Annotated in this window: 17 protein-coding genes; 5 read left to right on the plus strand and 12 right to left on the minus strand. The window is 33.4% G+C overall.

All coding sequences use genetic code 11. The annotated features are described in order from the left end of the window. The first annotated feature begins 5 nt into the window (after positions 1–5). Entirely contained in the window at positions 6–677 is a 672-nt protein-coding gene (locus IWX84_RS04930) for a lysoplasmalogenase (protein WP_196849639.1), read from the plus strand. A gap of 49 nt (positions 678–726) precedes the next feature. Here IWX84_RS04930 and IWX84_RS04935 read toward each other — a convergent pair whose 3' ends face one another. Beyond that, positions 727–1,140: a DUF6691 family protein gene (locus IWX84_RS04935; protein WP_196849640.1), complete on the minus strand. Its 414-nt coding sequence runs from the start codon at positions 1,138–1,140 to the stop codon at positions 727–729. Positions 1,141–1,143: 3 nt separating this feature from the next. Next, a complete protein-coding gene (locus IWX84_RS04940) occupies positions 1,144–1,701 on the minus strand; it encodes a YeeE/YedE family protein (protein WP_196849641.1) in 558 nt (185 codons plus the stop codon). Between the two features lie 197 nt (positions 1,702–1,898). Between IWX84_RS04940 and IWX84_RS04945 the strand changes: the two genes are divergently transcribed. The 4 genes from IWX84_RS04945 (at position 1,899) to IWX84_RS04960 (ending at position 5,575) form a co-directional block, all read left to right on the plus strand. Continuing rightward, on the plus strand, positions 1,899–2,351 hold the full coding sequence (locus tag IWX84_RS04945; RefSeq protein WP_196849642.1) for a 2-dehydro-3-deoxyphosphooctonate aldolase: 453 nt from the start codon (positions 1,899–1,901) through the stop codon (positions 2,349–2,351). Between the two features lie 176 nt (positions 2,352–2,527). Continuing rightward, a complete protein-coding gene (gene kdsA / locus IWX84_RS04950) occupies positions 2,528–3,346 on the plus strand; it encodes a 3-deoxy-8-phosphooctulonate synthase (RefSeq protein WP_196849643.1) in 819 nt (272 codons plus the stop codon). Between the two features lie 16 nt (positions 3,347–3,362). Beyond that, on the plus strand, positions 3,363–4,223 hold the full coding sequence (locus IWX84_RS04955) for a hypothetical protein (RefSeq protein WP_196849644.1): 861 nt from the start codon (positions 3,363–3,365) through the stop codon (positions 4,221–4,223). Between the two features lie 251 nt (positions 4,224–4,474). Then, the gene (locus tag IWX84_RS04960; RefSeq protein ID WP_196849645.1) at positions 4,475–5,575 is read left to right on the plus strand and encodes a PAS domain-containing sensor histidine kinase; all 1,101 of its coding nucleotides are present in this window, start codon (positions 4,475–4,477) and stop codon (positions 5,573–5,575) included. 32 nt (positions 5,576–5,607) lie between these two features. Here the strand turns inward: IWX84_RS04960 and IWX84_RS04965 are convergent, their stop codons facing one another. The 10 genes from IWX84_RS04965 to IWX84_RS05010 form a co-directional block, all read right to left on the minus strand. Then, positions 5,608–6,987: a M20/M25/M40 family metallo-hydrolase gene (locus tag IWX84_RS04965; RefSeq protein ID WP_196849646.1), complete on the minus strand. Its 1,380-nt coding sequence runs from the start codon at positions 6,985–6,987 to the stop codon at positions 5,608–5,610. A gap of 154 nt (positions 6,988–7,141) precedes the next feature. Then, positions 7,142–9,238 (minus strand): glycoside hydrolase family 97 protein, encoded by a 2,097-nt coding sequence (locus IWX84_RS04970; RefSeq protein ID WP_196849647.1) that lies wholly within the window; start codon positions 9,236–9,238, stop codon positions 7,142–7,144. A 143-nt stretch (positions 9,239–9,381) separates the two neighbouring features. Continuing rightward, complete coding sequence (gene bglX, locus IWX84_RS04975) at positions 9,382–11,679, minus strand: beta-glucosidase BglX (RefSeq protein WP_196849648.1); 2,298 nt, start codon at positions 11,677–11,679, stop codon at positions 9,382–9,384. After that, positions 11,676–12,308, minus strand: coding sequence for a prolyl oligopeptidase family serine peptidase (locus IWX84_RS04980; RefSeq protein WP_231385416.1), 633 nt, complete (start codon positions 12,306–12,308; stop codon positions 11,676–11,678). The genes bglX and IWX84_RS04980 overlap by 4 nt, the downstream gene beginning before the upstream one ends. Before the next feature lie 134 nt (positions 12,309–12,442). Then, positions 12,443–13,429 carry a hypothetical protein gene (locus IWX84_RS04985; RefSeq protein ID WP_196849650.1) on the minus strand — a complete coding sequence of 329 codons (987 nt, stop codon included), beginning with the start codon at positions 13,427–13,429 and terminating at the stop codon, positions 12,443–12,445. Positions 13,430–13,475: 46 nt separating this feature from the next. Next, the gene (locus tag IWX84_RS04990) at positions 13,476–14,858 is read right to left on the minus strand and encodes a glucoamylase family protein (protein ID WP_196849651.1); all 1,383 of its coding nucleotides are present in this window, start codon (positions 14,856–14,858) and stop codon (positions 13,476–13,478) included. Between the two features lie 83 nt (positions 14,859–14,941). After that, positions 14,942–16,414 carry a RagB/SusD family nutrient uptake outer membrane protein gene (locus IWX84_RS04995; RefSeq protein ID WP_196849652.1) on the minus strand — a complete coding sequence of 491 codons (1,473 nt, stop codon included), beginning with the start codon at positions 16,412–16,414 and terminating at the stop codon, positions 14,942–14,944. 4 nt (positions 16,415–16,418) lie between these two features. Continuing rightward, on the minus strand, positions 16,419–19,400 hold the full coding sequence (locus IWX84_RS05000) for a SusC/RagA family TonB-linked outer membrane protein (protein ID WP_196849653.1): 2,982 nt from the start codon (positions 19,398–19,400) through the stop codon (positions 16,419–16,421). 240 nt (positions 19,401–19,640) lie between these two features. Next, positions 19,641–22,385, minus strand: coding sequence for a LuxR C-terminal-related transcriptional regulator (locus tag IWX84_RS05005; protein WP_231385417.1), 2,745 nt, complete (start codon positions 22,383–22,385; stop codon positions 19,641–19,643). A 97-nt stretch (positions 22,386–22,482) separates the two neighbouring features. Continuing rightward, positions 22,483–23,682 (minus strand): acetate/propionate family kinase, encoded by a 1,200-nt coding sequence (locus IWX84_RS05010; RefSeq protein WP_196849655.1) that lies wholly within the window; start codon positions 23,680–23,682, stop codon positions 22,483–22,485. Positions 23,683–23,699 lie beyond the last annotated feature (17 nt).

Raw genomic sequence — 23,699 nt, forward strand, 5'->3', positions numbered from 1 at the left:
AATTCATGAGAAGTACCTTATCATTCAAAGCCTATATAGGAATTAGTTTCGTTTATCTTTTATTAATTATTTTAGAAAGAGAGGAAATTTATTGGTTCTTAAAACCTTTTTTGATTCCTTTTCTTTTTTTAGCCGTTTACACTTGCGGAGATTTTCCATCAAAAAAATTCCTATTAATAGCCTTGACTTTTTCTTGGATTGGTGATGTAGTTTTAATGTTTGCGGACAAAGGTCAGATGTACTTTATTGTTGGATTGGCTTCCTTTCTAATCTCCCATATTGCTTACATCATTTTGTTCAGCAAACAATTAAGAATAAATTCAACAAGAAACAAAGCTGTTTTTTGGGTGGGCATTACAGTGATAATAGTCTATTTAATGGCTATGTTATCCGTTTTATTACCAAGTTTGGGTGATCTAAAAATTCCTGTCTTTGTCTATGCTATAGTGCTGTCAACTATGCTTTTATTTGCATTTAAAGGCTATTTGAAATGGAGCAAACCTGCTGGAATGTATATTTTACTAGGTGCAGTTCTTTTTGTAAGTTCTGATAGTATCATGGCTTTTGATAAGTTTTATGAACCCCTTAAATTTAGTTCTTTCCTGATTATGTCCACGTATATAGCAGCACAGTATTTAATCGTTGTTGGTATTTTAAAACTGAACAAAAAAAAATAGCATCTTCCTTTTTTTAGAAAATGCTATTTTAAATGTCAATTCAGAATGATTAATGAGGCAATTTATCTTTCAATACTCCATAAATAAAAGTACCCAATAAAGCGCCAAAAAGCACTAGTAGAACACTCCAGAAACCAGCGCCAAGCAGGATGAAGATAGGTCCTGGACAAGAACCTACAAGCGCCCATCCTAGTCCAAAAAATATTCCTCCTATCCAATAACGGAAAGAACCTTTTTCTTTATCAAGAATTTCTATTGGTTGTCCTTTTATGTCTTTTATATTGTTTCTTTTTATAATTTGAATGCCAATCACACCCGTTGCAATTGCTACAGAAATAATTCCGTACATGTGAAACGATTGAAATTGAAACATCTCATAAATGCGATACCAGGAAACTGCTTCTGATTTTGTAAGTACAATTCCGAAAACAAAGCCAACAAGTAAATATTTTAATATGTTCATATTCTAAAAAATTAATGGTAATAAAAAATGTGCCATGATTAAACCTCCAATAAAAAATCCGATAACAGCTTTCAAAGAAGGAAGTTGCAAATTACTCAAACCAGATATGGCATGACCTGATGTACAACCACCTGCATAACGGGTTCCAAATCCAATTAGAATTCCTCCAATTAATAGGATAAGAATACTTTTTGGAGATTGCCAAATTTGTGCTCCAAATAGTGCTTCCGGCATAAGTTTTCCGTTTGGTGCGTCAATTCCTAATTGTGCTAACTGAGCGATAGTTTTTGGATTTATGTCGACATTCGAGGGATCATTCATAAAATGTACAGCTACAAAGCCACCCAACATGGCCCCTAAAACAACCAGTAAATTCCACCGTTGCGATTTCCAATCGAAATTAAAGAAAGAAACATATTTCCCTGCTCCTGCTATAGAGCATAAGGAACGCAAATTAGATGACATCCCAAAAGCTTTCCCGAAATAGATAAGAGAAAGCATAATCATTCCTATCAAAAACCCTGAAACATACCAAGGCCAAGTCTGAAAAATAATATTCATATAGATTCTTTTTTTTGTAAAAATAAGGATTATGCTTTTTATAAATATCACAATTAAGGCACAATTGTTGTTTGAAGTAGCAAAACCGTTTAAAGTTCTGTATATATTTGTACTAAAAATTAACATTATTATTTTCAAACACCTAGAATAACAAAAAAATATAATCTGCTCCAAAAAGCAAGAAAATAAAGAAAACTATGAAAAAAACCGCACTTTATATGGCAATACTGATTGTTACCGCTTCTTGCATGAGTACAAAATCTACCTTGAAAAACATAGACGATAACGCTCCTGCTCTTATGATATCAAAAGACAATACATTTGTAATCACAGAATACAGCAAAGACAAAAAATACGGCTACAATCAAGATTATCCCATCAATATTTTTTATAGAAATACTAAAGAAGACTCCATTAATCAACAACGATTTTTGAATGCTTTAGCAGGACCAAAAGGCGAAAAAATCACGTATACAAAATTAGAAAGCTGTTGTCCTTTCCCCTCGAAAAGAACTGAATTAGGTGCTGGATTTTTAGACGTTTATGAACTAAAATGGGATGGACAAAAAAAACCTGTAAATCTCTATTTGAATATTTACGAAAAAGGAATTTTAATGGTTCCAGTGGGTCTAAGTTTAAAGAAAAATTAAAATATAGACCACTGCCGTAGCCCTTCTAGAAGTGAAAATCCTTTTCTTTTTTTCTTTAAAAAGGAAAAGATTGAAACGGATAGAAGGAATCAGCTCCTAATACTCGATAATAATAATCTAAATTAATTTGTAAATCGCAAATCCTAACTACCTTTGCACTTTCAAAAATAACTACTATGAACATACAACATATTCCACAAATCAAACATACTGAAAGTGGTAACTTTTTTTTACTGGCTGGACCTTGCGCTATTGAAGGTGAAGAAATGGCAATGCGTATTGCTGAAAAATTAATAGGTATTACTGATAAACTGGAAATTCCTTTTGTTTTTAAAGGTTCTTTCAAGAAAGCTAATCGTTCTAGAATTGACAGTTTTTCTGGAATTGGAGACGAAAAAGCATTGAAAATACTGAGAAAAGTATCAGAATCTTTTAGTGTTCCAACCGTAACAGATATTCATACCAATGAAGATGCAGAAATGGCTGCGCAATATGTTGATATTCTGCAAATCCCTGCTTTTCTTGTTCGCCAAACTGATTTAGTTGTGGCAGCTGCCAATACTGGAAAAGTGGTAAACTTGAAAAAAGGGCAATTCATGAGTCCTGAAAGCATGAAACATGCCGTGCAAAAAGTTTTGGATTGTAATAATCAAAACGTAATGGTTACGGATCGTGGAACTATGTTTGGCTACCAAGACATGATTGTTGATTTTAGAGGAATTCCTACCATGCAACAATATGCGACTACGGTTCTTGATGTAACACATTCGTTACAACAACCCAACCAAACGGCTGGAGTTACAGGCGGAAGACCTGATATGATTGAAACAATTGCCAAAGCCGGAATTGCTGTAGGCGTGGATGGGATTTTTATAGAGACACATTTTGATCCCGCTAATGCAAAAAGTGACGGGGCAAATATGCTGCATTTAGACTATTTTGAAGGATTAATGACCAAGTTAGTTGCGATCAGAAAAACCGTAAATCAATTTTAAATTAAATAAAAATTCGTTGAAAAATATAATTATATTTTCTGCATATTTTTCACTGTGTTTTTCGAAAAATATTGTAGCTCAAGAACAACTTAAAATAAAAGATAGATATACTGACAACAATAAAGGAAAATTCTTTATCTCCTGGGGAGGAAACCGAGATTCTTACAGTAAGTCTGACATAACTTTTACAGGGAAAGATTACAATTTCACTCTTGATAATGCAATCGCTCATGACAAACCAAAAGGCTGGCACGTAGATTATATAAATCCTACTAAAATGACTATCCCTCAAACAAATTTTAGAATGGGATATTTCATTAATGACCATTACAGTATTGCTATTGGAATGGATCATATGAAATATGTATTGACACAAAACCAGACCGTCAATATGACCGGAACAATCAGTCTTCCATCAACCGATTCGGGATCAGATTACAATGGTACTTACAGCAATACTCCTACTATTGTTACGGAGAAGTTTTTATTGTACGAACATACAGATGGATTGAATTATGTAAACACAGAGTTTTCGAGGCATGATGATATTTCGTCATTATTCAAAATTGAAAATACTGATAAGATTCAAATCAATTTGACTGAAGGTGTAGGAGTTGGATTATTGTATCCAAAAACAAATACAACACTTTTAGGGAAACCACGTCATGATGATTTTCATATATCAGGTTATGGAACCTCTTTAAAAGCAGGTTTAAATATCACTTTCTTAAAACATTTTTATGTTCAAGGTGAATTAAAAGCAGGTTATATTAATATGCAAGACATTAGAACTACTCAAAGCATAGAAGACAGCGCTTCCCAAGACTTTTTCTTTTTTCAAAGAATAATTGCCTTGGGAGGGATTTTTAAAATCTAAATTAATTAAAATCGCATAAAAAAAGGCTGTCAACAAAATTGACGGCCTTTTTTTTAAAAATCATTTTCTTATTATTAAATAATATTATTCTTTCAAATTTTTATCCTAGGTTTCTAATGAAAATTAACAATATTATAATTTATATTGTCTAATTTTGATTTAAATTGTTTGTTTAATCTTTAAGTATTAATTAAATAAGTACAAAACTTTATACTAGCTCGAAATCACATATATAAATTTTATTAAGCAAAATGACTAAAAACAGCAATTTAAATCCTGATTTAGAGGGAATATATCACTTTGATAATTTCTTTAAGATTTCAGCCGATTTTATTTGTATTGCAGGATTTGATGGATATTTTAAAAGAATTAATCCTGCAGTTTCAAAATTATTAGGGTATAGTGATGAGGAACTATATTCTAAACCTATAACTGATTTTGTATACGCACCAGATCTTAAAGCCACGATTGAAACTCGAGAACAAGTATATAAAAATAAACCACTATTAAATTTTGAAAATCGGTATTTAACGAAAGCTGGAGAAATTGTTTGGTTATCTTGGACATCAATGCCTGTAGAAAACGAGCGGTTAGTTTATGCGATCGCAAAAAATATTACGGATAAAAAAAGAATTGAAGAGGAACGAAATTTACTTCTTTCCAATATTACAAAAATCAATAAGGATCTCAAGCTTTTAACACATAAAACGTCACATGATTTAAAGTCTCCTATTAACAATTTACTTTCCATTTTCGGTCTTATAGATGTTTCTAAAATTAATGATCCGGAAACGCTTGAATTTGTAGAAATACTTAAAATTACCACGGAAAATTTAAAAGAAACTTTAAATGACTCTATAAAAACACTGTCTCAAAATGAAAATTTGACTACTTCAATTGAAGAATTAAATTTAAACGAGTCCTTACATGATGTTCTTGTATCGATAACTTCTTTAATAAAAGATTCCAAAGCGGTCATTAATGTTGATTTCTCAGCGCTTGAAAACATAAATTTTAATAAAGCCTATCTAAAAAGTATTTTTCTGAATTTATTGACGAATTCAATAAAATATGCCAAACCAGATTCGGTCCCCACTATTTCCGTTTATTCTAAGTCAGTTAATGGAATAAATCAATTAATATTTTGTGATGAGGGTCTTGGTTTTGATTTGGATAAAGTAAAAGATAAAATTTTTGGATTACATCAAAAATTCCATAATAACAGTCATAGTGACAGTAACGGTATAGGACTATATTTAGTTTATAATCATATTACCAGTCTTGGTGGCCGTATTGTTGTAGAAAGTAAAATTAATGAAGGAGCTAAATTTACTATTTCTTTTAAATACTAAATAAAAAAATAAATTTAGCTCACTCATTTATATTATTTAATGATTCCGTTTTGATCGATCAAATACATCAGTGAAGCCATTGTTGCTGCTCCTAACTCTAATTCTCGTTTATTTATTGCATCAAATTTATCATTTAAAGCATGATGATAATCAAAATAACGTTGTGAATCAGGATTTAAACCTGCTTTTACAATCGATTTAGAAGTCAATGGTCCAATATCCGAACCACTATGTCCTTTAACAAAAAGATGTATTAAATAGGGCTCAAATAGATTTTTCCAACTTGCTATTTTATTAAAATTAGCATCATCAGCTTCAAATGAAAAACCTCTTGGACTGAATCCACCTGAATCACTTTCTAAAGCAAAAATGTGATTTTCTTTATTGGTTTTTGACAATTCTTCATATTTTTTTCCTCCTCGACCTCCATTTTCTTCATTCATAAAAAGTACGACACGAATAGTATTTTTTGGTTTATAACCCAAATTCTTGAAAATATTAATGACTTCCATACTTTGTACTACTCCAGCGCCATCATCATGAGAACCATCTGCTAAATCCCAAGAATCAAGATGTCCGCCAACCACCATAATATTTTCTGGATGTTCACTTCCTTTTATTTCACCAACTACGTTATAAGACAAAACGTCGTCCATTTGCTGGCACGATTGCTTGAAATAGAATTTTAATTTTGGATTGTTTTTCAAAGTTTTAGATAATAATTCGGCACCGTTAGTACTTATAGCTGCTGTAGGAATGTATTGTGATTTTGGTATATCACCATAACTTTGATTTCCAGTATGAGGAAAGTCATCCAATCGCAAATTCATTGAACGCACTATTGTACCCACGGCACCAAATTTTGATGCTTCTTCTGCACCACCGTATCTTTGATCTACCGCTCCAGAATATGCATCAAAAGCTTCTATCTCGCCATTATTCATTGGACGATTATAAAAAACAATTTTTCCTTTTATTTTATCTGTTCCTAATGTAGCTAATTCTGCTAAGCTATGTACTTCAATAACTTCTGCAGTTAGTCCGCTCTTTGCGGTTGCAACAGAACTTCCTAAAGCACAAATTGGCACACTTATTTTGTTCTTTTTATCTTGAATATAGGCTGTTTCTTTTTCACCTCGAACCCATTTTGGTACCATTACTTCTTGAAGATAGACTTTATCTAAACCAAGTTTTTCAAGTTGTGCTTTAGTATATAAAACTGCTTTTTGAGCATTATCAGAACCTGATAAACGAGAACCGATTTTATTGGATAAATAATCCAACCAAGAATAACATTTTGAATTGGTTAATGAAGATTTGTAAATTTCTTTGATAGTTTGCTCCTCTTTGGTTTGTGCAAAAAGGGTAATTCCATTAAAAAAAATAAGCATTACAAAAGATAGTTTTCTCATAATTTATAGCATTAAGTATTTAAATAGTTCTATACTATTCTGATTTATGCCGCAATTTCGTCAATATTATAGTATTCTGGCATCTAAATCAAAAAAAAAAAAATCCTGCAAGTTAATAACAACTTGCAGGAAATGAACTTAGCAACTGAAATGGCTATTTAATTGGTTCGAAACTAATCGCTGTTCCTCCTCCTGGTGCCAAATTCAAATTGATTTTTGATTTATTGGTCACTTCTATTGTTTTAATTTTATAAGCGATAGGGTTATTTTTCCAATCGGCATTTTTGGCATCTTCATAGATGATCGCTTTATACTTTTTACCTTTGGTAAGAAAGTCTAACTTTATTTCCGATTTTCTGGCATTTTCATCCGTGATTGCACCTAGAAACCAAGATTCTTTTCCTTTTGCTTTTCTAGCAATCGTTAAATAATCTCCCGGTTCCGCTTGAAGATATTTACTTTCGTCCCAATCTACTGCTACGTCTTTTATAAACTGAAAAGCATCCGGATATTTTTCATAATTTTCAAGTAAATCAGCCGCCATTTGCAACGGAGAATACATTGTCACGTACAATGCCAATTGTTTTGCTAAAGTAGTATGAACTTGCTCGGTTTTATTTTTGTCATAATAACTCATTTTTATTTCAAAAATTCCGGGAGTATAATCCATAGGTCCTCCTAAAAGTCTTGTAAAAGGCAATATCGTTTCATGCATTGGTGGATTTCCAACACTCCAAGCATTAAACTCATTACCACGAGCCGCTTCGGCAGCAATATAATTTGGATACGTTCTTCCGTAACCTGTTGGTCTTGAAGATTCATGGGAATTAATCATCAACTTATAATCTGCTGCGCGTCTGGCAACAAAATTGAAATGATTCACCATAGTTTGACCGTCATGAAATTCACCACGCGGAATAATTTTACCCACATAGCCTGATTTTACTGCAGGATAATCGTATTTCACCATATTCTCGAAAGCACGGTCCAAATGGCGCTCGTAATTAGCGACAGAACCTGATGTCTCATGATGCATAATCATTTTAACGTTTTTTGATTTGGCGTAAGCCGAAATAGCAGCAATATCAAAATCTGGGTAAGGCGTTACAAAATCAAAAACTTCTTCTTTCCAGTTTCCATTCCAATCTTCCCAACCTACATTCCAACCTTCTACCAATACTCCATCAAAACCATTTTTGGCTGCAAAATCGATATATCTTTTGGTGTTCTCCGTAGTTGCGCCGTGCTTTCCTGACGCTTTTGGTGCATCTGCAAAATTAGTTGCATTTTGGGAACCGGCATAATCCCATGTTGATTTCCCAACATGCATTTCCCACCAAATTCCAATATATTTCATTGGTTTTACCCAAGAAGTGTCATCTAATTTTGATGGTTCATTTAAGTTTAAAATCATTTTAGACCCTACAATATCTCTAGCATCATTACTTATCATGATAGTTCTCCAAGGAGAAACACAAGGCGTTTGTAAATATGCTTTGTCACCAATGGCATTGGGTACTAATTGTGCATTTAATTTGTAATTTTTTACATCAACATTCAAATGCATTACCGGATAATTGACAACTGCTGCTTCAAAAATATTAAGATACAACCCTGATGGCGATTTCATCATCAAAGGGGATTGCACCACATATTTTCCTGGAATGGATTTTACTCCAATACCATTATTCATGTTTATTTTAGAGTTATCAATTTCTGAAAGTTTCGTTTCATTATATTCATATTCATTGCTGTCAAAATCCCCCGGAATCCAAAATACTTTGTTATTTTCTGTCAGATTAAATTGAGTAACCTCATCAGAAATAATGAAATAATTCAAATCAGCTTGTTTTGGAAAATCATATCTGAAAGCCACTCCTTCGTCAAAAGCCCTGAAAATGATATTCATTTTTACATGGGTTTCTTTTTGAATAAGAGAAATTATAAGCTCATTGTAATGATTAACAATAGTGGCTTGTTCTCCTAAAACTGGTTTCCAAGATTCATTGAAAGTGGCTGTTTTTGAACCAACACTTTCAAAACCAGCATCCAAAGCCGGTTTTCCCTTTAGTTTTATTCCCAAAGCGCTTTGCAGAACGACCGCTTTATCTTTGTAATTTACTGAATATGTTGGTTGTCCATTTCCAGCTAATTTGAAATTAATCGCAATTTTACCGGAAGGCGATTCAATGCTTTGTGCATTCAATATACTCATGGTAAAGACGGCTAAAAGTGTTACTAATTGTTTCATTTTTATAGTTTTTTAGAATTGATAAAAGTAAATAAAATAGCGGCTTTTTTATAATCTGACATTTAACAAATACGATTTATTTGTTAAAAAAACCCTTCGATATTAAATATCGAAGGGCGAATCTCAAAATAAACAAACCAAATTTATTTAATCAACTCAAAACTAACTTTATTCTCTGTGCTGGAGTTTGTTCCTACGAAAACTTGGAACACACCCGGTTCAGCAATAAATTGCAAATCAGAATTATAAAACTTCAACTCTTCGACAGAAATTTCAAAGGTTACCGTTTGTTTTTCTCCTTTTTTAAGCATTATTTTTTGAAAACCCTTCAACTCTTTTATCGGTCTTGTAACTGAACCTACCATATCACGTATATACAATTGAACGACTTCTTTACCATCATAATTTCCGGTATTTTTAACATCAACGATAACGTTTACTTTTTCGTTGAAGTTCATTTTGTCCGATGAAATTTTAAGATTTGAATAGTCAAATGTGGAGTAACTCAATCCAAAACCAAAAGGAAATAATGGCTCATTTCTTTCGTCTATATAATTAGACCTGAATTTTTCGAACTTTCCTTCTTTATTACCTAAGGGTCTTCCGGTATTTTTTTGATTGTAATAAATAGGTACCTGCCCTACATTTCTTGGGAAAGTAGCGGTTAATTTTCCAGAAGGGTTTTCATTTCCAAACAAAACATCAGCAATGGCACTTCCCGCTTCGCTTCCTGCAAACCAAGTGTTCAAAATAGCTGGTACAGTTTCATTTTCCTGAACCAAAACCAAAGGACGTCCTGTAAATAAAACGAGTACAACCGGTTTTCCTGTTTTAAGTAATTCCTGCAATAAATCTTTCTGAGCCTGTGGAATCGATAAATTAGTTCTGCTACTGCTTTCTCCGCTCATTTCTGCTGACTCACCAAGAGCTGCAACAATTACATCGGATTGATTGGCAATTTTTAAAGCTTCTGCCAATAGTACTGCTGCAGTTCTAGAATCGCGATGCAAGGTTTTACCAAACATGGTCGCTTTTTCTTCAAATAAGGGATCATAGTCCAGATTGCTCCCTTTGGCGTAAAGCACTTTAGTAGAATTCCCTGCTAATTCTTTGATTCCTGCCAATAATGAAACAGAGTTTTCCATTTTACTGGCTACACTCCATGTCCCTGCCATATTTTCTTTGGCATCAGCCAAAGGTCCAATCAAAGCAATAGTTCCTGACTTTTTTAACGGAAGCAATTGGTTGTTGTTTTTTAGTAAAACTAAAGATTGAGTCGCAATTTTTCTAGCTTCAACTCTATTTGAGGTTGTAAAAACTTCCGTTTTTGCTCTTTTCTCATCACAATATTTATAAGGATCCTCAAATAATCCTAAATCATATTTTGCATTCAAAATAAGTCGGACCGCATTGTCAATTTGTTCCATACTTACTTTATTTTCATCCAATGATTTCTTTAAAGTTGTGAGGAAACCTTCACCCACCATATCCATTTCAATTCCAGCATTTAATGCCAAAGCGGAAACCGTTTGCAAATCGCCCATTCCATGATCAACCATTTCGTTAATACCCGTAAAATCAGTAACAACAAAACCTTTAAAACCCCATTGCTTTCTCAACACATCGGTCATTAACCATTTATTTCCGGTTGCAGGAATTCCTTCGACTTCATTGAAAGACGCCATAACTGATCCGACACCTGCATCCACTGCGGCTTTGTACGGAGGAAAATAATCATTATACATTTTTATCCTGCTCATATCAACGGTGTTGTAATCACGTCCTGCATCAGGTGCGCCGTACAAAGCAAAATGTTTCACACACGATAAAATCGTATTATTTTTTGATAAATCATCTCCTTGATATCCATGTACCATCGCTTTTGCAATTTGGCTTCCCAAAAACGGATCTTCACCTGAACCTTCAGAAACTCTTCCCCAACGTGGGTCACGAGAAATATCAACCATAGGAGAAAAAGTCCAGTTTATCCCATCAGCGCTAGCTTCTTGAGCAGCAATTTGAGCGCTTCGCTCAATCAGTTTCATATCCCAAGTACAAGATAAACCAAGTGGAATAGGAAAAGTCGTTTCATAACCATGAATCACATCCATTCCAAAAAGCAACGGAATTTTAAGTCGGCTTTTTTCGACTGCAATCTTTTGTACTTCTTTAATTTTTTGAACTGATTTGATATTGAATAAACCACCTACTTTACCATCTTCAATATTTTTAGCGACATTAGAGTTACTGGCTGATCCTGTTGTGATGTCTCCCGAAGTAGGCAAATTTAACTGACCTAATTTTTCATCTAATGTCATTTTCGACATTAATTCGGTCACAAATTCGGTTTTCGGTTTTATTTTAACTGTCTTTTTTGCTTTTTTTTGGCTGTAGCCAAAAAGCGAAAAGCCCAAGAGTAGTATAATTAGTTTAATTTTCATTTGTTATCAGTTTTTGTTTGTTTAAACATCCAGTCATAAATTTCTTGGTTGTCATATACTTTAGACCAGCTATCGTGTCCCGCATCATCGAAGATGGTTAGTTCAACATTGGCATTACAGGTTCTTAATTTTTTATAAATAGTAATCGCATAATCGACATTGACAACATCGTCTAGCAGACCATGAAAAATTCGGGTGGGAATATTCTTGATTTTACAATCTTCTATCATCGGAACTCTGTCTACAAATCCTGCAATTGGAACTAATGCAGCAAAAGTTTCGGGATGTGCAAAAGCAAGATTCCAAGCTCCCCATCCTCCCATACTTAAACCCGTCAAATAAATTCTACTGGGATCGATATTATTTTCTTTTTGGATTTTTAATATCAAACGGTACAATACTTCTTCATTCCAATATTCATTCTCCGGACATTGTGGCGCTAAAATATAAGCATCGAGTGCGTGGCTTTTTAAGTATTTGAAAGGACCGTGAACTTTCACTTTTTCTATATCTGTTCCTTTTTCGCCTGAACCATGAAGAAAAATAATCAGTGGTTTTTTCTCTTTGGTATTTGCAGGCATATGTAATACATAACCTAATTCGTGTTTTTCAACGATTTCGGTTTTCATTTTCCCATTAACCTCTGATTGAGAAAAAGAAAATTGACTTAAAATTAAAAATAGAAAAAGAAGCTTTCTTTTCATTTAAAAATATAATAAAAACAGATAGTAGGTAATTTTACTATCTGTTTAACAATTAAATATTATCTGTTTGTACTTTCTAATTTATATAAGGCATTAACTTCAGAAGAAGTCAAAGCTGATTTATAGATTCTAAATTCATCTAATAAACCGGCATAATCTGTTGCCCAACCTTCATCTCCATGTGTAGTTGTAAGTGAAGGTGTAGTGCTGAATTGATTTGACCCAATAACCAATTGCGATAGATTTGGTGTAGCAAAAACTAAGGCACCGTATAAAGGAGCGCTGTTAGGATTTCCGTTGCTTCCATCAGGTCCGCCTGGATTATCACCATAAAGTATGCATGAACCATTTAAGTCCGTAAAAGGACCGTAAGGAGTTCCGTAAATACTGTTAGTTCCTTTTTCTCCATTTTTATAAACTGTATATCTACTTGTAACGTCATCATACGTCAAAACCACTTGAATCCAAGAATCTACTGCTCCTTCAATGTTAAAAATTGGTCCTTGACCACCCCAAGCTACTCTTTTGTTTTCGATACCCATTTTCAAACGAAGAGTATTCGGTTTTGAGTTATCAGGATTTTCAAGAAACAAATTCAATCCTCCCCAAAAACCTGCTGGGTTTACTAAAGAAAAAATTCCTTGAATACCTTTTCCTTGTCCTGGAGCACCACCGTCAGGAACGGTTTGACCAGATTTCATCCAAAAACTAAAACTGAAGCTACTTAGTGCACCAACAGCTGTTGCATTATTATAAACGGCATAACGTTCTTGAATATTAGAACCTTGAAACGCCTGTCCTTTAGCACCTGCTGTATAAGTTACATTTTTGCCTGTTCCGGTAAGGCCTCCTTTAGAATCTGCTATGCTATTTTCAAAACTCCATTTCGCAATTAAATTTGAAGCATTTACCTCGTCAGAAGTATTGTAAGACCCAATTGGTGGGTAATCCAGTGGCTCATTGCTATCTACATTATCAGTACAACTTGCTAAAAACTGCATGGAAAATACAGCACTTAAACAGAATATTTTTATACTATTTTTCATATTTAATATTTTTAATTATTACTAATTTTTCTATTTTTAATTCTAATTAGAATGCATATTTACCAGAATGAAAACCAAGACTAATTAAACCTTGTTTCACCTCGGGAGCATTCATGAACAATTGCCATAATAATCCCGAACGATAATTTTCTAACATAACCATTTCTGGTCCTTGGTCTATCGCCAAATAGCGTTGTGCTGTCCATTGATACTGCTGACTGTGAGCGTCGTAAAATCCTGCCACGCCCCATGTATCTGTTTTATAATTTTCATATAAATTTCGCATCAGTGCTTTAGATTCTACCGGTGTATAAACAATTGAACTTATTGCCGCTGTTGGAGAAATAATCCCTTTATCATTACTCGGCATGTGTGCATCATAACCGATCGATCCATCTGTATTTCTAGAATACGATGCGGTTAAGCCCCAATAATTTGGGCCATATCCTTTATAACTCTTTGGATTTGCAACGCAATATAGATAGTCAATTTTAACATGATTCGAATTCAAATCCCAATAGTTAGCATATTGATCGCTCAACTGATTTGGATCTACACCAAGATAAGAATAATGTGCCCAAAATAATGGTCCACCAAATTCTTGAGCTCCATTGTGTTTTAAAATCAAAGGCAAATTGTATTTTGTTAAGGCCGATACTATTCCGCCACTTCTGGCCCAACCTTCATGATAAGCAATTGGTGCAATAGCATGTGAAGGAGAAGCAGATGCCATAACATAAGTTATCAAACACTCGTTATAACCTTCAAGAGGGAAATTCATTTGCCAGGCGTAATTAGGTGACCAATGCCAAAACAACTTATTCTGATTATTAGTATACCATTGCCAATCGACTCCTTTCCAAAGTACATCATATTTTTGAGCTAAAGCTTTTTCGTCAGTTGTACCATTTTTAAGGTATTCGCGAACAGTTATCATACCAGCTGTCAAAAATGAAGTTTCCACCAAGTCACCACCATTATCTATGGTTCCAAAAGGAATAACATGCCCAGTGTTTCCATCAATCCAATGTGACCAAGCACCATGAAAACGATCAGCAGTAGCTAGGAAATCAGCTATTTTATTTAATCGTTCTGTTCCTTGTGCTTTTGTTATATACCCTCGGGACATAGCCGAAACTATCGCCATTAAACCAAAACCAGAGCCACCTGTTGTGACAATATTCTGATCAAAACTTGGGTCTTGAGGAATATAGCGTTCTCTTGCCATTCCAGAATTAGTTTGAGCATAATTCCAAAAATAAGCGAAGGTTTGCTTTTGCACCAAATCTATTAGTTCTTCATCAGATAATTTTACTACCGGAGGAACAACAACTGGAGGAGTAACTACTGTACCACCGCTTGAAGCGGAACTAGAAGAGTCACATCCAAGGAAAGTAAAAAGCAGAACTAAAATTGAAAATTTTATCATTTTAGATTTTGTTTTATGATGTATAATAGATTGTCCACAAACTCCAACCCTTTCAAAAAGAAAGGGCGAAATTGTAGAAATTTCTAATTATAACCTGGATTTTGTAAAGATTTCCCATCAGCCTGAATAATGAATTTTTGAGGTAAAGGAAACAATTCATGTTTTCCTTCCACAAAAGTTTTACCATCGGCAGCCATAGCGGCTTTTGCTTGACCTGTTCTAACTAGATCAAACCATCGGTCATGCTCAAAAGCCAATTCATGTCTTCTTTCGGCTCTAATGGCAGCTCTTAATCCTGCCTGTCCTGTTGCCGTTGTATTTGCTAAACCAGCTCTGTTTCTTACTTTATTCAATGGACCAGTTACATCACCGGTTCCACTTTCGTTAGCGGCTTCAGCCTGCATCAATAAAACCTCTGCGTAACGTAAAACTCGGATGTTTTTTGTGGTTTCCCAATCACCGTTGAAAGTTTCTGCAGTGTTACTTACATATGCTTTTTCATTGTATCTTGGGTTAGCCACAAGCGGAGAAACTACTCTTCCGTCCCACATGGTTTCACCTGCAAAAACAATAGTTGCATCTTTTCTGACATCGCCAGCTTCATAAGAATTAGCCAACCCTAAAGTAGGTGTATTGAAACCCCAACCCCAGCCACTAGTTCCTCTCGCTCCTTGAGATACCATATAGCCTTCAATACCTTGAGAAGGATTCCCACCATATCCACGAATTTCAAAAATAGATTCTATGCTGTCTTCACCAGCTTCTCTCCAAATTGTTGCATAATTAGGCACTAAATTATATCCCGTTATAGCGGAAGTTTGGTCTTTTACACCTTGCCAGTTTCCTTGATACAAATATACTTTTGCCAGTAAAGCATGAGCAGCACCTTTAGTCGCTCTTCCTAAATCAGAAACAGCATATCCTGATTTTTCAGGAAGCGCAGCTATTGCAGCTAATAAATCTGTTTGAATAAAAGCATATACTTCTTGTTTTGATTTTTTAGTCAATGTCATATCAGTATCTTCTGAAGAAGAAGGTACGGGAACATGATCTACAATCGGTACACCACCATAGCATCTTACCAAATTGAAATACATCAAAGCGCGAAGAAATTTAGCTTCACCAGTTAATCTAGATTTTAGAGCAGCATCTGCTTTATCTAATTTTGGAAGATATAAAAGCGCAATATTAACTCTGCTTATTCCTTGGTAATTAGCCTCAAAAACATCTTGTACAGATAGCGAAGTTGCATCTAGAGTAAGTGCGTCACATTTATCTTTATCTGCTCCTGAATCTCCAGGATCCGATCCTTTGTCAGCATCATCAGAAGTCATGCTTGACAAACCATTCCAAGAGAATGAACTCATATTCCAGTCCAGAGACTTACTATAAATAGCGGTTACAAAACTCTTAGCTCCATCGTCATTATTATAAACTGTCAATAAATCTGCTTCAGTTATACTTTCTGTTGGAGCAACATCAATAAAATCATTAGAACAACTATTAGAAAAAAGTGCAATAGTTACTAAAGTTATGGGTATGAATATTTTTTTCATGTTATTAAAATTTTATGTTAGCACCAATAATGAATGAACTCAATGTAGGATAAGCATCAAGCTCTATTCCCTGCATTCCCATTGGGTCACCATCATTATTTAATTCTGGAGAATATCCTGTAAATTTTTGTGATATAAAAGGATTTATAGCACTTGCATATAACCTAAGAGAACTAACAGAGTTTGACAATTTAGGTATAGTATAGCCTAAAGTGATGTTATTCACTCTAAAGAAAGCTCCTGATTCTAAGTAATAGTTTGATGAAATTGGAACAGAATTAAACGGTGCCGGATTTGCTGCATTAATATTTGTAGAAGTCCAAAAATCGGTAGCTATACCAGCTTCAATGTTTTCGTTTCCAAAACGTTGTGCTTTTTTTCCATTGTACACTTTGTTTCCTCCTACTCCGTATGTATCTACAGAAAAGTCAATATTTTTATATTCTAAACCAAAATTTGCCCCGTAATAATAGGTTGGTAAAGAAGAACCAAAGAATTTTCGATCTGTTTCTGCCGGTGTAGATGTAACAATGCCATCTTTGTCATAGTAAGTAAAATTACCATTTGCATCATAACCCGCTACTTCAAACAAGTAAAAACTACCAATAGGCTGTCCTTCTGCCAATTGCTTAGTATATTGTCCATTACCTATTCCTCCACCAGTTTGCTTAATTGCTAATGGATTGTACACATTAGACACTAAGTTTTTATTATTCGAATAATTACCTCCAACCCAATATTTAAGGTTATCATTGATATTATCATCCCAGCGCAAGGCAACTTCATATCCTTTGTTTGTAATTTCTCCTGCATGCGCTGGAGTTGCTCCTGTACCCACAGTCAAAGGTGGTGTAACATTAAGAATAACATTCGTTGTCTTTTTATTGTACCAATCCAATGATCCTGATAATTTATTGTCTATCGTTTTAAAGTCTAAACCAGCTGATGCTTCTTCTGTAATTTCCCAACCCAAAGTAGGGTCAATAAAAGAACCAATAGTTGTCCCAGAATATAGTGAACCACCAAAATCATAGGCATATCCTGAACCTGAACTAAACGTTTGTTGATTAATAGGTACATTTTGATTTCCTAATCTACCCCAACCTCCACGAAGTTTTAAGAAATTGATTGCTTTACTGTCTTTCAAGAAATCTTCTTTAGATATTACCCACCCTAAACCAAATGATGGAAAATTACCCCATTTGTTATCAGATGAAAATTGTGAAGAACCATCTCTACGAATCGTACCTGTAAAAAGATATTTTTCCATAAGTGTGTATTGGAATCGAGCGAAATACCCAATTAAATTTTTACGATTTCCAATTCTATGATTAGTAACAACATTATTAGAAAGAGCACTAGATTGATTTAAACTCCAGTAATTAGAATTCTCAGGAACATTTCTACCTTTTACGTCTAACTCTTCTTTACTTCCAAACTCTTGAACCGACATACCGACTGTTAATTCAACATCATGAATATCAGCAAATTTCTTATTGTAAGTCAAGAAATTATCGAAATTCCAATTGAAATAATCACTTCTTGCAGTAACTAATTCATTAATTGGATCTGAAGCAGAATAATTAGCCACATTTCTTGTAGGATCAGCCGCTAACCAAAGATTACGTGAAGGTGTGTAAGCAAATTTCTTCCAAGTGTTATATTCCAAACCTACTCTTGAAGTAAATTTCAATTCATCAAAAATTTTGTATTCCAGTCCGAGGCTTCCTTGCAACAATAGATTTTTTTGCTCTTCAGTAAAATACTCTAATTGAGCCACTGGATTTCCCACATTATTGAATAAAGCTCCACTTGTAGATGCTTGTCCATCAGCACCAATTATTGGCATTCCCCATCTTCCATTCGGGTATTTTACCGGAACTAATGGTGATTGTTTGTAAGCTGATGTGAATGCTGATAAAGGTTTTGGTGAAGATTTAGAGATAGATGCACTCAAAGTTTGAGTTATTTTTAATTTATCGGTAAGCTTGTAATCATTATTATTTCTAAAAGTAAAACGGTTGTAATCCAAACCGTTTAAAATTCCTTTTTCATCATAATAATTCAAACTGAATAAATAATTGATTTTTTCTGAAGCTCCAGATAATGATAAATTATTTGAGGAATACGTTCCTAATCTTGAAATTTCATCAAACCAATTGGTGTTATATTTTTGATTTGTAGAAAATCTGGTGTTTTGCTCTGCCACATCAGAATAGTAAGCAAAATGATTAGAACCCGCCATTTTTACAGTTTTTAGCGGAGTTCTTACTCCATAAAAGCCATCATATTCCACAGTAGTTTTATCACCTTTTCCTTTTTTAGTTGTAATAATTACAACTCCATTCGCCGCTTGATTACCGTAAATTGCTAATGAAGAAGCATCTTTTAATACATCAAATGATGCGATATCATTAGAATTTATGTTAGTGATATTTTTTGTAGGAATCCCATCTACAACATATAAAGGTGTTCTATCAGCACCAAAAGTACCAATCCCTCTAATAATAAGTGAAGGAGAACTACCTGGTGTATCAGTTCCTATAACTTGAACACCTGCCGCTTTACCTTGAATCGCCTGTGTGGCATTCAAAACTTTAGATTTAGTTATATCGCTTGCTGAAAGTTGCGAAATTGATCCTGTGTTATCAGATTTTTTTCTGGTTCCATACCCAATTACAACTACCTCTTTCAATTCAGTATCCTTAGATTCCTTCATCTGTATAGACATAGGACTAGAAGTTGCAGGCATTGATAATGCATCAAAACCTAACATACTAATTTTTAACATCTCACCTACTTTGGCATTGATATTAAAATTTCCATCAAAATCAGTATCAGCCGATGTTTTAGAATCAGTGGCAAATATCATTGCTCCAGGAATTCCAATTCCGTTTTTATCTAATACTTTTCCCTTGATTACTTGACCAGACATATAGGCTGGAAGCAGGATGAGCGCTAAAAAGCTAAAAATAAAATTTCTCATATATTAATCATTTGTTAAGTTAGTAGAGCCAAATTAGATAAATACAACGTTATAGTAAGCTAAATGGAATTACTACATGAATACATCAAAATGTTGAAATACATGAAAAAATCAATGTTTTATAGTAGCTAAGGAAGATAATGAGGTATAGGCTACATCGATGTGATGTAGTAATGATGTATTGTAATTTCGCAAAAAAATTACTTAAATAATATATTATCTATAAAAATATAAACTTTATTATAAACTTAATAAAAATTTAGAAAGATTTTCATCCTGAGTAAGATTCAATTTCTTTCTTAATCGATAACGATGTAGCTCCACTCCTCTAAAAGAAATATTCATCATTGGAGCAATTTCTTTAGAAGATAAATTCATTTTTAAATAAATACAAAGCTTTATATCCTTTGAAGTTAGGACTGGATATTTTTTCGAAAGATTAATTATAAATTCATTGTGAATTTGATTCAGGTTGGATTCAAAGGTTTCCCATTCATGCTTATTTACAGCGTTAATTTTTATGGCCTTTTTTATTTCACTTTTCAATTTATTAAAGTCGGTTTCTGTATCCAAAATTCCTTGAATATTTTCTATCATTTCACTTTGCTTTGCAATAGAAAGTGATTTACCGGCAACTTCTGAAGATTTAGATTGCAATTCCAATTCAAGGATGTGCTTTTCATACTCCTGAACATTCAATTCATTTTCGGCTTTTAATTCCATCTCCAGAATTTTCTTTTGATGTTTTAGTTCTTCTTCTCTCAATTCAATCTTTTGAGTGTATTGCATTTTATTCCATTTATAATAAAGAAATAAAACAGCACCAATTATTGTGAAATACAACAGAATCATCCAAAAAGAAAAATACCAAGGTTTTGCAACTGTGAATTCAAAATTGGAAATTTTACTATAACTTAAACCATCATGATTATAAATTGTAATGATATGTGAACCATTACTTATATTGTTCAAAACAATTAACCCTTCGTTTACGGCAATGAAATCATTTGCAGTATCAATTTTATAAAACAAGTTCGGTTTTGTTGCTCCAAATATTCCCGAAATCACATTTATTTTTAATTCTGAATTATAATCTATCTTTGATTTATCTTCCAACAGATTATCATAATTGAAAGCTTCAATTTTTACAGTTGTGTTCTGTTTATTCTCAAATTTTAATCGAAGGGAAATGAATCCATCATCCAAATTCAATAAATAATTTTCTTTATCTTTGAAAATTTTCAAATTGTCGTTAATAATTTTTCCTTTGTAATATTTCTCCTGAACAACATTCCAAACAAATCTATTTCCCTTGGCATCAATATGATATAAAAGTCCTTCTTTTAAAACCATAAAATGATTTTCATCAATCGCAATGATTTCAGAAACGTTTCTGAAATTCGAATTAAACAATTCATTTAGTTTTAATTGATTAGTGATAGAACTATAAGTGTACCAGGAATTGTTAATCAAAAACAAAATTTCATCTCTGAACTCAAATATTTTCACCCCAAAGTCATTCGTTATTTTATTGCCCTGAGTAGTATTTTCTACCTGAGTACCTTCGTCGCTATCACTATATTTTATGCGATACAACCCTCGATAATTATCAGCCGCCCAAATTTCATTTTTTCTGTTTTGAGCAACATATTTAATAGGTTTTAAAAGTCCATTTACTAGCTTGTTTTGACCTAAATCATTGGCATTATTGTAAATGATAACACCACTATATGTAGCCTGCAGATAGGTATTATTGATGTTACTTTTTACTAAATTCCAACCTCCATTTATATCATTTAACTTAGAAAAAATACCATTTTCATAAATGAAAGTCCCTTCATTGTGACCAATAACATATTTATTATCTATTTTGCTGATATTCCAAGCTTGCCCTTGGGTATTTGGAATTAAAGAGAGTTGCTTATCTTCATACTTAAAAACGCCATGATTGGAAGCCATCAAATATCCCTTTGGCGTACTTGCCACCGAATAAACTGAACCTAAAATACCTGAATTATCATAAAAAATAGAGATTGGTGAATTAACCTCAACATGCGCAATTCCGTTGTCCAAGCCCAGCCATAAATCATTCTCGGAATCCAGGCCAATACTTAAAATAGAGTTATTCATCAATACGTTATTTCGATTGATACTTGTAGATGAATTAGTAGCGAAATCAAAAACATAAACGCCTTTATTAGCAGTTCCTATGATTAATTTATTGTCCTTAATAAACTTGGCTACGTTAATATTTGCCGCTTTTAAAACTGCATTTAGGGGGTTATCCCAAACCCGAAGAATTCCGTTCTCTTCAATATAAACTCCGTTTTTTTTAGTGAAAATGTACGTTTTGTTGTGGTATTTTTCAATATGGTGAATTACGTTATTCTCTAAGATGGTCCATCCTTGTATTTTTTCAAACTTAGAATCATTCATCTTATAAATTCCTTTTTCTACCGCGGCAACAAGCAATTGATTCTCTACCACAAAGCAATAGGAAACCAGAAAAGGGAACTTAATTTTCCTAAGTACTTTCCCATCATAAAGATAAATCCCGTTAAAAGACTGAAAGTAAATTTTGCCTTTGAATTTAAATATCTTCCAAATCTCTTCATTATCACTATCATCAAAAACTTTCGTTTTATCAGAAATGGAAACGTAATACATCTTGCCCTCTTTTCTAAACCAATACCCAAATTCCTTATAGGATCCCGAATAAATTTTATCTCCGTCGACCATTATAGAACGTATAATGGTTTTATTAGGCAACATGTTTTTTTCCCATTTTACGCCATCGTAACGCAATAAATAATGGTTATTGGCAAAATACATAGCGTTATCGTTTCCTTGCGCTACATTCCAAATTTGGTTATCTCCCTGATAATTTGATTTATTGTAATTCTCAACAAATGGCAATAACTCCTGCGAATACAACTGCGAGGATATAAAATAGAGAAGTATTATTTTTATTATTCTTTCTTTCAAAATTGTATGATTTGTCTTCAAATATAATCACATTTATTGAATTTGAACCATAAAAAAGCTTCCCGATTGAGAAGCTTTTTTCTGTGTTAATCTATTCTTAGTTTACAAGTAACTCATAAACCTGATTGGCAATTTCAATTTCTTCATTGGTAGGTATCACCAATATTTTTGTTTTCGAATCTAGAGTATTGATTTCCCTTATTTCTTTCGAACGAATTTCATTTTTTGCATCGTCTAATTCAATTCCGAAATAATCCATATCAGTACAAACTAGTTTTCTGATATAAGATGAATTCTCTCCAATTCCCGCTGTAAAAATAATTGCATCCAAGCCATTCAAAACAGCCGTGTAAGAACCAATATATTTTTTTATTCGATAGGCATTCATATCTAATGCTAATTGGCAATCCACGTCTCCATTCTCTGCATTAGCTTCTATATCTCTCAAATCACTGTAACCGGTCATCCCTAGCATTCCGCTTTGTTTTTGCAACATTGTATTGACATCATCCAGCGAATAGCCCAAAGAATTTACCATATAAAATATCACCGATTGATCGACATCACCGCTTCTTGTTCCCATAATCAAACCGTTCATAGGACCAAAACCTAAAGTATGATCGATGCTTTTTCCGTCTTTTATAGCGGTCATGCTACATCCGTTTCCAAGATGTATTGTTATAATTTTTGACGCCGAATTAATTGAGTTATCCCTTAAATAATGAATCGCAATTCCTGAAACGTACTTATGACTTGTTCCGTGAAAACCGTATACCCGAATTTTATTTTCTGTCAAAAGTTGATTTGGTATCGCATATTTATGCGCCACTACGGGAATTGTTTGATGAAATGCAGTGTCAAAAACTGCTACTTGTTGCGCATTTTCAAAGATTTCTTCGGCTACATTTATACCTTCTAAGTTAGCAGGATTATGCAATGGTGCGAGGTCAAAAAGTTTTTTGATTTTATCTTTCACTTCCTCATTAATGATAACGGTATTCGAAAAAGTGCTTCCGCCATGTACCACTCGATGACCAACAGCCTCAATCTCCGATGTGCTTTTAATTACGCCCACGGTTTCATCCATTAACAATTGGGCGATTTTTTCTAAACCAATTTTATGACTAGGAATAGGTAAAATCTCTTCTAATTTTACATTATCTGTTAAATAAGTTAGATTAGAAGTTTCCAATCCTATTCTGTCAATCATACCAGAACAAATTACGTGATTTGCTGGCATATCAATCAGTTGGTATTTTATAGAAGAACTCCCCGAATTTATAATTACTATTTTCATTTTTTATGTTTTCCTCT

The organism is Flavobacterium sp. CG_9.10, assembly GCF_015752245.1.
Taxonomy (GTDB): Bacteria; Bacteroidota; Bacteroidia; order Flavobacteriales; family Flavobacteriaceae; genus Flavobacterium.